The sequence below is a fragment of the Maridesulfovibrio sp. FT414 genome (assembly GCF_050916235.1).
Lineage (GTDB): Bacteria > Desulfobacterota > Desulfovibrionia > Desulfovibrionales > Desulfovibrionaceae > Maridesulfovibrio.
The window spans coordinates 2,492,501-2,504,850 of record NZ_CP104854.1; the positions used below are offsets into that span (position 1 = coordinate 2,492,501).

Below are 12,350 nucleotides of genomic sequence, written 5' to 3' on the forward strand. Positions count from 1 at the left end.
ATAGAACCTGAAACCAGTTGCCTACAAGCTGTGGGAGCGGACTTGTTCCGTGACCGCTTGCCTTTTGCATAATGGGCCAGTGAGTTAATCTGTAGTGCAAGGTTAAGCAGCGATGTGTAGCCGTAGCGAAAGCGAGTCTGAATAGGGCGACAAGTACTGCGGATTAGACCCGAAACCGGGTGATCTATCCATGGGCAGGCTGAAGCTTGAGTAAAATCAAGTGGAGGGCCGAACCGTTGCAAGTTGAAAATTGCTCGGATGACCTGTGGATAGGGGTGAAAGGCCAATCAAACTCGGTGATAGCTGGTTCTCTCCGAAATATATTGAGGTATAGCCTCAGGAGTTTACTTGCGGAGGTAGAGCACTGACAAGGCTAGGGGTCCCACCAGATTACCAAACCTTATCAAACTCCGAATGCCGTAAGTTATATCCTGGGAGTCAGACTGCGGGTGCGAAGGTCCGTAGTCGAAAGGGAAACAGCCCAGACCGTCAGCTAAGGTCCCCAAATTCATGCTCAGTGGATAAGGTGGTGGAGTTGTATAGACAGCCAGGAGGTTGGCTTAGAAGCAGCCATCCTTTAAAGAAAGCGTAATAGCTCACTGGTCTAACGATTCTGCGCCGAAAATGTAACGGGGCTAAGCATGATACCGAAGCTACGGGATGCGTCTTTGACGCATCGGTAGGAGAGCGTTCTCAGATGGGATGAAGGTGAATCGGAAGGTTCGCTGGACTAATGAGAAGTGATTATGCTGGCATGAGTAACGATAAAACGAGTGAGAAACTCGTTCGCCGTAAGACTAAGGTTTCCTGGGTAAAGCTAATCTTCCCAGGGTTAGTCGGTCCCTAAGGCGAGGCCGAAAGGCGTAGTCGATGGAAAACGGGTTAATATTCCCGTACCTGTAAGTGTGTGCGATGGAGGGACGCAGAAGGATAGCTCAGCCGGGTGTTGGATGTCCCGGTGTAAGCATGTAGGCTTGAGATACAGGCAAATCCGTATCTCTTCCGGCCGAGATGTGATGCCGTAACTTTACGTTTGAAGTGAGTAATTCCAGACTGCCAAGAAAAGCTTCTAAGTTTAGCACTTATAGACCGTACCGCAAACCAACACAGGTAGTCGGGTCGAGTAGACCAAGGCGCTTGAGAGAACTCTGGTTAAGGAACTCGGCAAAATGATCCCGTAAGTTAGCGAGAAGGGATGCTCTTGAGAGTGATGAGATTTACTTTCTAAGCTTTCGAGAGCCGCAGAGAATCGGGGGGGGCGACTGTTTACTAAAAACATAGGTCTCTGCTAAGTCGTAAGACGATGTATAGGGACTGACGCCTGCCCGGTGCTGGAAGGTTAAAAGGAGGTGTTAGCGCAAGCGAAGCTCCGAATTGAAGCCCCAGTAAACGGCGGCCGTAACTATAACGGTCCTAAGGTAGCGAAATTCCTTGTCGGGTAAGTTCCGACCTGCACGAATGGCGTAACGATCTCCCCACTGTCTCAACCAGAGACTCAGTGAAATTGAATTACCGGTGAAAATGCCGGTTACCCGCGGTAAGACGGAAAGACCCTGTGCACCTTTACTATAGCTTGACATTGGGTTTAGGGCTATCATGTGTAGGATAGGTGGGAGGCTTTGAAGCCGGCACGCCAGTGTCGGTGGAGCCAACCTTGAAATACCACCCTTGATAGTCTTGAATTCTAATCCAACGCCGTTATCCGGCTTGGAGACAGTGTCTGGTGGGTAGTTTGACTGGGGCGGTCGCCTCCCAAAGAGTAACGGAGGCTTGCAAAGGTTCCCTCAGGCTGATTGGAAACCAGCCGTCGAGTGCAAAGGCATAAGGGAGCTTGACTGTAAGACAGACATGTCGAGCAGGAACGAAAGTTGGTCTTAGTGATCCGGTGGTCCCGCATGGAAGGGCCATCGCTCATAGGATAAAAGGTACGCCGGGGATAACAGGCTGATCGCATCCAAGAGTTCACATCGACGATGCGGTTTGGCACCTCGATGTCGGCTCATCACATCCTGGGGCTGAAGCAGGTCCCAAGGGTTCGGCTGTTCGCCGATTAAAGTGGTACGCGAGCTGGGTTTAAAACGTCGTGAGACAGTTTGGTCCCTATCTACCGTGGGCGTAGGAGAATTGAAAAGGGTCTGCCCCTAGTACGAGAGGACCGGGGTGGACGAACCTCTGGTGTTCCTGTTGTCGCGCCAGCGGCATAGCAGGGTAGCTATGTTCGGAAGGGATAACCGCTGAAAGCATCTAAGCGGGAAGCCTGCCTTGAGATTAGTTCTCCCTATGCATCAGCATCTGAAGATTCCAGGTAGACCACCTGGTTGATAGGCCGGAGGTGTAAGTGTGGTGACACATTCAGCTGACCGGTACTAATAAATCGTGCGACTTATCTTTCTTCTCTTCCCTATAACTTTAACCCCACCGGTTAAGGTTATAAGGACCCCCTATCTGACATATATTTCGGTTGGAAACCCCAACCAACATATTTGTCCTTGCGACCATTGAGGAGAGGTCACACCCGACCCCATTCCGAACTCGGAAGTTAAGCTCTCCATCGCCGATGATACTGCCAGGTAGCTGGTGGGAAAGTAGGTCGTCGCAAGGACTTTTTTGTTTCCAAAAAAGGCCCTTGCCCATTCAAGGGCCTTTTTCGTTTGCCCCGTTTTTGTTTTCCCGACCGAATTTTAAAAGCCCTTACAATTCATGGAGATGTGCGGGCTTTTGCTGTTTTGGGGGGATTGGGGTAGAGTTGGTTTCTGGTAAGCCGAGAATAGAATTTAACGATTGATCGCACGCTGCCATCTCTTACGCAACAGCATGCACATGGTTTCCTGAGACAGATCTGTCATCAGGTAGAGGTTTAAAGGTATTCTGTTACCAATGGTAGAAAACTGGTCATTCAGCTGTTTTTCAAACTTGGCGGAGATCTTGTGGTAAATGTTGTCAAAAAATACGTTGTGCGGATCATACAAATCGATAAAAATGAGGGTCCGCTGGTCAGCAAGCTGGGCAACGTCATTTTGCACACTTGCCAGCATTGCATCATCAATTTGAATATCCCTGACATTCGTCCAAGGAATATATCTTCTGATGGACCCGTTGATCATGAGCCCGTCGTCACTGGTTTCAAGGTATGTCTCGTTGTTTTGCAATGAGACAAGCTGCCAGAGTAAAATTATTCCGCCTGTTCCAATAATGATAAAAGGCAGGTAGTTGCGGAATATTTCTGGAGCAGTAAAGGAAAACCCAGTTGATATTACACTGGTCACGATGGTTGCTACAATGATGCAAAGTGCCATGAATAGCGGGCGTGTTGTGTTCTTCAGTATGATTTCATTTCGCATATGCAGACTCACTTTTTGCATTATATTTCACTTATAGAGTAATTCATTTCAGAAAAAAAAGTCTACTGCTTTTTATGTGTGGCCAAGTGTTGCTTCTTTTGCAATGTATCGTAATTAATTTTTCAACATGAGTATTATTACATGGTGATAATTGTTCTTTCCGCTCTTGTTCCCTTGTTTTTAATGATTCTGGCCGGGGCCGTTTCATACCGTAGGGAGATTCTCCCGGAGAATTCGGCTACCGTTCTAAACGGATTTGTATACTATTTTACGCTGCCAGCGTTACTCTTCGGTTCATTGGCTGGTACCCCGTTTGAGGAAATAGCACAGGTCGGGTTTATAGGCGGCTATCTTGTAGCAATGATGGCCACTTATTGGGTGATGTTTTTCACTTCCAGATTTATTTTTCGGGAGTCGTATGCGAATGATGCGATTCGGGCTTCTTCGGGAAGTTTCCCCAACTCTGCCTATCTTGGGCTGCCGATTATGATGTTCTTATATGGCAACAGCAGACAGGCTTTGATCGCGACTACGCTGGCGATCATTCTTCCGATTGTGATTGTCATTATGGTCGTTGCTACGCTTGAGCTGCACAGGGCGGACAAATCAAAGTCGGTATTGTGGACGGTGGGGCAGATTGCATTATCAATGCTCAAAACTCCCCTGATCGGCGCATCCATAGCTGGAACTGTTTTTTCCCTTCTGCACTTTAAGTTGCCGGTATTTCTTGAGACCGGTCTTCATAATTTTGGGCTTGCTTCTGTCCCATGTGCCTTGTTCGCAATAGGGATAATGATTGCCAGACAGAAGATGGCAATGAAGGTTCTTAACCTAGGGGTGGTCAATATCTTCAAACTGGTAATTCATCCCATAGTGGCAACTGGATGTCTGCTGCTTTTCGGTGTAACCGGTCCTCTGCTGCTGATGGGCGTTCTTCTTGCGGGCATGCCTACTGCTGCCCTATCGTGCGTTTTGGCCGAGTCCTACAAAACCTGTGAAACCGAGACCTCTGCCACCGTACTTGTTTCGATGCTCTTATATATTCCTACCATGCTGCTTACTTTGATGATTGCCGAGCAATTCGGGCTAACGATCGTGTCCGGATAGTGGGATGATACACTAAGCCATGTTTCATGGATTTAATAGCAAAAGGCCTTTCCAGTTAGCTGGAAAGGCCTTTTGCTATTAAATCCGATTCAGGACAATTGAGCATGAAAATCTTTTGTTATCACATGGTCCGGTCAGCCCATTTTCTGAAGGGCGAGGGTTCGCAGTTGCTGCATCTTCTCTTTGTTTTGCAGCAGGGCTTTCATTTCTGGATTGTTGGATATTATGAATGATATTAGTGAGGTCGTCAGAGCGGAATCGTATTTCTTTTTACTCTCGGTCAATATTATGGCCGCAAGAATAGGATTCAGTGCGGACCGCTGGCATCGGTCAGAGATCATGCCACAGAATGCATCTGCTATTGCGCAGACTCTTGCTTCAAGCGGAATGGCATCTCCTCGTCTGCCTTTTGGGTATCCGCTGCCATCAAGACGCTCGTGGTGATCCATTACACATGCCTTTACCAGCTCATCGTGAATCTCCAGCCGGTTGAGCATTTTTTCTGCAATATCGACATGCTCCTGCATACGCATCCTTTCCTTGTACAGGAAAGGTCCTTTCTTGCCTGTCAGGGCTGTCGGAATCTGGGTCATGCCGAGATCGTGAATCACCAGCCCCAGAGAAATCGGTCCCATATCAAGTTTCTCTTCCGGCTTATGTACCTGTTTAAGATAAATGGCCATGCCAACAAAAAGTGTATTTACAACATGGCAGCACAGGTCTTGTACCCGTCTGAGTGTATTGAAAAAGTATACCCATCGGTTGGGATCAATCCAGACGTATTCACAATAGATCGCAAGGACTGATTTCAGCTCTTCAAGAGTTTCATTAACCGGGTTGTCGTAAAACGATCGAACCTTTTCAAGGACTCCCTGATAGAATATTTTGGCTGCATCAGCTTCATTCAGGTAGTGCTCGGTCAGTAAGGAACCAAGGTTCTTGCTGATATGCCCGGCCAGCTTGGCATAGTCGGTCTTTGAAATGAACAGGTTGCCCTCGGCACAGTATTTGTTCATCTGATCCTGCTTTTTGTCAGAGAGTCTCGTTTCCTTAGGGAAGAGCGGGACAACTCGCTCCATTTCGTCATCATAAATACACAGGGAAACAGGGAGCCTGTTTCCAAAGGTGCTTATGATGTTGTTGCTGATTTGCAAGTACTCTTCAGAACCAATGTCTTGTGCTGGGGTGTCGTTTCCCATTCCGGTATCCTTTAAGCATAACTTATATTAAGTTGTTTCTATGGAAATATGAATCAAGTTATACAAAAAAAACAAAAAAGTAAATGCGGTTAGCCGTTTTGCATGAGGTTCTTGCTCTCTTGGAGGGATAAACGGAAATGTATTCAGACGCTTATTTGCGGTCTAATTTGTCTTGAGCTGGTTCGCAGAATAGTGTAGTTTTTTTAAGTGATAAGATGTGGAATTGAATTGGAATTACCGGTTAGTAATGTGGGTTGAATGTAATAATGAAAGCGGTGAGAGATAATGGTAAATAGGATTTCTGATAAATTTATGAGCAGCTCAAAAGAGATCCTGGATGGTGATTCTGTAATGAAAGCTGAACTTGAGAGAGTCATGGGGCAGGTTGCCGATTCCTTGGTGAGAGATAAATATGTCAGGGAAGGTGCAGTTGTGAATAAAGAAACAGAGGGTTCGGAAAAAGATCATGCATAGAACCATGTTGTGTCTCCTCATCATTACCGGGATTTTTTTACTTGGAGACATTCAGCCGGAAGCTGAGGCTGGAGAAGTTGTTAAAGTCGGGGTTGCACATTTCCCTCCGTGGGTAACCGCCGGTAAAGGAGGGATCAACGGTGTTGATTTTGAATTGATAAATGTTGTTTTTGACCGGATAGGGATTCATCCGGAGTATGTGTCCCTTGAGTTCAGCGAGATTCTTGACCGCATGAAGACCGGGGAAATTGATGCTTCACTGTGCCTGCTTTTCAGAGAGGACCGGAATAAATATATCAGGTATATTTCACCACCGTACAGAACCAAATCAACCGTTAAATTTTATGTACTCAAGAAATCAGGGATTTGTGTAAAAAGGTATATCGATATCGCCGGGCGTAGAGTGGCGGTCAGCAAGGGAGCCCGATATTTTCCTACCTTTGATCTGGATGACCGGATGGTTAAGGTTGAGTATGGTTCGCAGAAGGAGGCCTTCCGGGCTCTTGCCGATGGATACGTTGATGTCACAATCTGTTCAGGAGCCTCGGGTGAATATTACCTCAAGGAGCTTGGCGTGCAGGACAGAATCAGGAGCTGCATGTTTACATATGCACCAAAATTGATGCCCGTTTATATTGGTGTGTCCAGAAAATCTAAGCTGATGCACAAGGCTGACGGAATGGAGGCCTCGCTCCGGAAGATGCAGGAGGAAGGGGTAATAGAAGAAATCGCCGGCCGGTATGGCGTTTCCGTGCGTTAAAAAAGATTGTCGCAGGAACCGTATGCCTTCATTTCGCCTCTGTAGGCTGAGAGTATGTCTTCCTTGGTTATGAAGCCGAGGAAGCTTCCTTCTTTCATATAGGGTAGAGTTCTTTTCCCGCTCCGGTTCATAATTTCCAGAATTTCTTCTGCCCCCATGCCGAACTCGATTGCGGGGGCATTGCGGTCGATGGCCACTTCACCGATGTTGCTGCCCTGCCTGTCCGGGTCAAGGATGGAAGATCTTGCAGAAACGACATCAACCATGCCCAGAAATTTACCGTCTCCGTCTATGATAGGGATATGGGTCTGAGTTGTGTTTGTCAGGGTGTGCAGGAATTCGCTTACCGGCATCTGCGGATTTACTTCGGTGAGTTCCGTGTGCACAAGGCCTTGCGGATCAATATCGGCAAGTATTTTGGCATCTGTCTTGGGTCGCAGGAGTTGTCCTTTTTCCACAAGGTCCTTGAAATAGAAAGATGAAGGCTCAAAAGCGTGAGTCAGCATCGAACTCAGGAAAGTCACGATCATGATGTGCATTACCGCATGATACCCGCCTGTAATTTCCAGAACCAGAAAGACACTGGTGAGCGGGGCCTGCATCACACCGCTTACAACTCCAGCCATGCCGAGCAGGGCATAGGAACTTTCTCCGGTAAGCCATGAAGGAGGAATTACCCCTGTCACAGCTCTGTAGAACAGTGTTCCGAAAATGGAACCGATGACCAGGCAGGGGGCGAAGATCCCTCCAAGTCCTCCGCTGCCCAGTGTCAGGGAGGTTGTTGTTATTCTGGTTACAAGCATCAGGGCGACAATCGTAAAGCCTGTGGGCAGGGTCCCGTGGATTGCCATCCTGATGGAGTTGTATCCCTCGCCTAGAGCATAAGGAAAGGCGAGCCCTATCAGTCCCACGCATAACCCTCCTGCTCCGGCTTTAATCCACGGAACAACGGAAAAGGAGGAACTGATTGATCCGATCTGCCTGATGGACCTCACGAACGCAACCGAAACAAGGGCGGAGAACAGCGCCAGCAGGATTGAAATCCCCAGATCGGTGAAACTCATTGGCGGGAAATCCTGATTGAAGGGGATTACGTTACCCTGCAGCAGCCGTGACGTCTGGGTAGCAACAACCGATGAAATGGCGATAGGGATCAGGTGATATGGCGTCCATTCCCCGAGGATAATTTCAACCGCGAAGATCATTCCGGTCACCGGGGCGTTGAATATTGCGGAAATCGATCCCGCCGCGCCGCACCCGATCAGGGTCATTCTGGACTGACCGCTCATTTTAAGCAGGCGGGAAAGATTGGATCCCATTGAAGATCCGCTGACTACAACCGGGGCTTCAGGTCCTGCCGAGCCTCCGCTGGCAATGGTCAGAAGACTGGTGGCCAGAGAACTTACAATCGATACAGGACGCAGGATGCCCTGTTTGAGTCCGACTTTCGCAATGACTTCTCCGACTCCGTGTCCTCCGGTTTCGTTCAGAATATTGCGGCTCAGAAATACAGCCGCAGCAGCCCCGACTGCCGGAAGGATGAATATCCACCAGTGATCTGAGTGGGTAATTCGCAGGGTTGCAAGATAGTCCAGCGACTTGTTCAGGGCAACCGCCGCCAGAGCAGAACAGGTTCCGACCAGCGTCGCGGCAAGTATCAGCAGCGCATTCTTGGAGGGAGGCCGTTTGTGCAGGAAGGCCTTCAGAACTGCGGGGGAGTGGTTGCCTGTCAGGTTGATCATATCGTTTACCGGGTTAATAAAGGATGCCTACGATTGCTCCGGTCATGCATGTGGCCAGAGTTCCGCCAATAACCGAGCGTGCCCCTAATTCCACTATTTCAGCCTTGCGTGAAGGCGCCAGAGTGATCATACCTCCAATAAGTATGCCGAGACTTCCAAGGTTTGCAAATCCGCACATGGCGTAAGTCATGATCATGGTTGAACGCGGGGAAAGGGTCCCGGCAGGGAGACCGGCCAGTTGCAGGTAGGCCAGAAATTCGTTCAAAATAGTTTTGGTTCCCATGAGCGAGGAGGCGGTAAAGGCTTCTCCGGCCGGGATGCCCATAAGCCAGACAATGGGCCACATGATGAAGCCAAGAATCCGTTGCAGGGTAAGCGGTTCGCCGAATGCGTCCGGCAGGAATCCCAGTATCTGGTTGGCAAGAGCTACCAGTGCGACAAGAACCAGCAGCAGGGCAACTACATTGATAAGCAGGCTGACACCGTCCGATGTTCCCCTCACAATGGCATCCATGGAGCTGGATGCCGGGTAGCTGATGTTCAGCTTGTCGTCTTCGGATATTTCAGTGTTTTCAGGGACCATCAGTCTGGAAATGAGAATAGCCGCCGGGGCACTGATTATCGATGCGGTAAGTATATGTCCGATTGCACCGGGCAGAACCGGGGTGAGTATGCTTGCGTAAAGGACAAGTACGGTTCCGGAGATAGTGGCCATGCCGCTGATCATAAGCGTCATCAGCTCGCTGCGGGTCATTCTGTTTACGTATGGGGATATGATGATAGGCGCTTCAACCATCCCCACGAAGATATTTGAGGCCACCCCCAGGCCCAGTGCTCCCCCTATATTCATGGTTTTTTGCAGCACTATGGAGAAGGCACGGACCACAACAGGAATTATCCGCCAGTAGAACAGCAGGGCGGATAGCGCACTAACCACAAGGATAAGCGGGAGGGCTCGGAAAGCCAGAGTCCAGCTTGCTCCGGGGGAGGTCTCGGCGAATGGCAGCGGACCTCCACCTATGTAGCCGAAGATAAAGCTTGTTCCTGCTGTGGTTGCTTCCTGCAGGGCATCAACAGCGTGGTTCAGATAGAGCATGGCATTGCTGAAAGCCGGAACTTTAAGCATTAGTCCGGCAATAGTCAGCTGCAGACCTATCCCGGTAAGGATGTTGCGGACACTTACGTTCTTTTTATCTTCACTGAACAACCAGGCAACGACCATAAGGCCCAGGAGTCCGAATGCGCTTTGGATCATCTCATTTCCTTTTCAGGTTGTTTGGCAATACTATATTTGTATTTATATCAGGGTAGTTACACCATAGTCTTTGTGCATGCAACAGTGCTCAGCAGTAAGGATGCTGCGCTTTGTCGGTTTTATTTGGGGCATGGTTGCTTCCATTGTATTATAAATATGCAGATGATTCAAAAAAAGTGGACAATAAAATTAAGTTTCTTGAACCTTTCTGTTTTTGCAGCTATTATCTCAAAAAAAATTTTGATGTATAATGCGGATTAATTGAGGGTAACCCCCGGTTGGGGAGAACGACTGAGAAAGGGTCTGTATATGAATGTGGAGTTAGCCAAACCGTTTATCAAGGCTGCTGTGGACGTCCTGTCCATGATGGCAATGATTACGCCTAAACCGGGGAAGCCGTATGTAAAGAAAGTCAATACGGCCACGGGCGATGTAACAGGGATTGTCGGGATAACCGGCGATATGAATGGGACAATATCAATAACCTTCACCAAGGGGTGTGCCATCGCTATTGTCAAGAATATGCTTGGAGACGATATACAGGATATTCTGCAGGATGTGCAGGATGCTGTCGGGGAAATCGTCAACATGGTTTCCGGACAGGCTCGTGCCGGCCTCGCTGAGCAGGGACTGGTTTTTTCCGGGTCCACTCCTTCGGTTATCATGGGGGACAACCATTCGATCACCCATATAGCCACAAGCCCGATCATGGCGATCCCCTTCACCACTGATTCCGGGGAGTTCACAATTGAGTTCTGCTTTGAAAAGTAGTTAAATTTCAATACATAAAGTGAGTTTATGATATGTCTATTTTAACGGGATTCAGGGACAAATCATTTTTGGACAAAATCAGCATTCTGAATGAAATAGCTACGGGGAAGGATGTTGCGGAGCTTGATGACCTGCTTGAACTGTTCAAAAATCCCCTTGATGACACTTCTGTTGATTATATGGTTGTAACCGCATTGAACGGCGTGCTTTCCGCGGATGAAGCCAGTGCGGTGAGGCTTTTGGAAACAGAAGATGAGAAATTGCGTATTCTTTGCATCAGGGTCTGCGGGGAATTCAGGTTCAAGAATGCAGTCCCGGCAATGCTCAGGATGGCGGACGGAGTGTCGGATGCTGATCTGCTTTTTGAGGTTCTGACATCTCTTTCCAAGATCGGCGGCGAGGAAGCACTTGAGCTTTACCGCGCCAACCTGAGCAACAGCGATGATCTGATTGCTGTTATGTCGATTGAAATGATCGGCGAACTCAAGGATGAAGGTTCCATCAGCGGGCTTAAGGCTTTTGTGGAGCGCAACAACGAAGACGGAAATTTCGAGGTGTGCGACCTCACCACCTGGAAAGCCGTTGAGGCTCTGGCTTCCATCGGTACGGAAGAGTCCTTGAGCTTTATTGTCGAGAACCTGCATCACCGCAACCCCACGGTGCGTAGGGTTGTAACGGATTCTCTTACTTCCCTTGGTGCTGCGGCTGTTCCCTACATCAAAAAAGGTATTGCACCGGGTGCCGGTAAGGACGACATGATTCTTGCCGCCAACGTGCTTGGGTTTATTGGTGATAAGGAAGGCCTTGATGTGCTTATGGACGCTCTTGAAAAGGGCTACTCCGATGATTCAAGCGTAAAGTACGCCATATACGAAGCCATCGGCAGAATCGGAACCATGAAGGGTGTCATCAGCCTTATCGACGGGCTTGATGATGAAGATGAGCTGATTACTGTTGCAGTCGTTACCGGCCTTGATTCTCTGGTCAATGCCGGGGTGATCAGGAAGCTTGTCGAGATGATCGGTGCCGGCGGCAGCAAGGGCGGAAAAATCCTGCGGGCCATAGTTACCGCAAGGGCAGTAAATATTTTCGGAGGCCTTTACACCGAGGGCAAGATCGGGCGTTTTCTCATGAATGCCATTGCGGCCTCAAAAGACCATGTTGTGCATGATGCTTTCCGTGACAAGCTTCGTGAAATGGGCGGTGCTGAAGCCGAGGCGGATATTGCCAGACTGCCGGAAAGGGCGGTCGGCAGCGGGCGCAGGGCTCTTGCCGTTGATGATTCAAAGTCCATGCTTGCCCTGTATCGCAGCATTCTTACCGGAGCAGGTTACGAGCCCACAGTTGCCGAGAACGGTCAGGAAGCTTACGGGTATGTGGAAAGCGGAGAGATTTTCGACGTAATCATCTCTGACATGAACATGCCTGTGATGGACGGTATGGAATTTGTGTCCAAGCTTCGCCAGACCAATGGTTTCGAAGCCGTTCCTGTCATCATGGTTACTACCGAGTCGGAATACTCCCAGCAGGATCTGGCCCGTAAAACCGGGGTGAATGATTTCATAACCAAGCCTTTCACTGCCGATCAGTTGAAGGCAAAGATAGCTGAATTCATGGACTAGTCTGATTGAGTAAAAGAACTCAGGCCGTGCAGTCGGGAATACTCCGGTTGCACGGCCTTTTTTGGTCGAAGCTGTTATT

9 protein-coding genes and 2 rRNA genes (1 of these 11 cut by a window edge) are annotated in these 12,350 nt (G+C 48.8%); 7 read left to right on the top strand and 4 right to left on the bottom strand.

Annotation, left to right across the window (positions count from 1 at the left end; translation table 11 throughout):
* Window positions 1–2,391: ribosomal RNA gene (locus N7E73_RS11015) — 23S ribosomal RNA — on the top strand; it begins 542 nt to the left of the window's first position.
* A gap of 96 nt (window positions 2,392–2,487) precedes the next feature.
* A 5S ribosomal RNA gene (rrf, locus tag N7E73_RS11020) occupies window positions 2,488–2,602 on the top strand.
* A 172-nt stretch (window positions 2,603–2,774) separates the two neighbouring features.
* Here rrf and N7E73_RS11025 read toward each other — a convergent pair.
* Complete coding sequence (locus tag N7E73_RS11025; protein ID WP_432734789.1) at window positions 2,775–3,341, bottom strand: hypothetical protein; 567 nt, start codon at window positions 3,339–3,341, stop codon at window positions 2,775–2,777.
* A gap of 141 nt (window positions 3,342–3,482) precedes the next feature.
* On the opposite strand from N7E73_RS11025, the gene N7E73_RS11030 reads away from it, so the two are divergent.
* Window positions 3,483–4,448 carry an AEC family transporter gene (locus N7E73_RS11030; RefSeq protein WP_432734791.1) on the top strand — a complete coding sequence of 322 codons (966 nt, stop codon included), beginning with the start codon at window positions 3,483–3,485 and terminating at the stop codon, window positions 4,446–4,448.
* Between the two features lie 134 nt (window positions 4,449–4,582).
* Here the strand turns inward: N7E73_RS11030 and N7E73_RS11035 are convergent, their stop codons facing one another.
* Window positions 4,583–5,647, bottom strand: a complete 1,065-nt coding sequence (locus N7E73_RS11035) for an HD-GYP domain-containing protein (protein WP_432734793.1) — start codon at window positions 5,645–5,647, stop codon at window positions 4,583–4,585.
* A 285-nt stretch (window positions 5,648–5,932) separates the two neighbouring features.
* On the opposite strand from N7E73_RS11035, the gene N7E73_RS11040 reads away from it, so the two are divergent.
* Together N7E73_RS11040 and N7E73_RS11045 are read left to right on the top strand one after the other, a co-directional pair.
* On the top strand, window positions 5,933–6,121 hold the full coding sequence (locus N7E73_RS11040; RefSeq protein WP_432734795.1) for a hypothetical protein: 189 nt from the start codon (window positions 5,933–5,935) through the stop codon (window positions 6,119–6,121).
* Window positions 6,114–6,881, top strand: coding sequence for a substrate-binding periplasmic protein (locus N7E73_RS11045; protein ID WP_432734797.1), 768 nt, complete (start codon window positions 6,114–6,116; stop codon window positions 6,879–6,881). The genes N7E73_RS11040 and N7E73_RS11045 overlap by 8 nt, the downstream gene beginning before the upstream one ends.
* Here the strand turns inward: N7E73_RS11045 and N7E73_RS11050 are convergent.
* Window positions 6,878–8,623 (bottom strand): chloride channel protein, encoded by a 1,746-nt coding sequence (locus tag N7E73_RS11050; RefSeq protein WP_432734799.1) that lies wholly within the window; start codon window positions 8,621–8,623, stop codon window positions 6,878–6,880. The two genes, N7E73_RS11045 and N7E73_RS11050, sit on opposite strands and share 4 nt — an antisense overlap.
* 13 nt (window positions 8,624–8,636) lie before the next feature.
* Window positions 8,637–9,878: a NupC/NupG family nucleoside CNT transporter gene (locus tag N7E73_RS11055; protein ID WP_432734801.1), complete on the bottom strand. Its 1,242-nt coding sequence runs from the start codon at window positions 9,876–9,878 to the stop codon at window positions 8,637–8,639.
* 309 nt (window positions 9,879–10,187) lie between these two features.
* Here N7E73_RS11055 and N7E73_RS11060 point away from each other — a divergent pair, with 309 nt between their 5' ends.
* On the top strand, window positions 10,188–10,649 hold the full coding sequence (locus tag N7E73_RS11060; protein WP_432734803.1) for a chemotaxis protein CheX: 462 nt from the start codon (window positions 10,188–10,190) through the stop codon (window positions 10,647–10,649).
* Between the two features lie 32 nt (window positions 10,650–10,681).
* Window positions 10,682–12,271 (top strand): response regulator, encoded by a 1,590-nt coding sequence (locus N7E73_RS11065; RefSeq protein ID WP_432734805.1) that lies wholly within the window; start codon window positions 10,682–10,684, stop codon window positions 12,269–12,271.
* Window positions 12,272–12,350 lie beyond the last annotated feature (79 nt).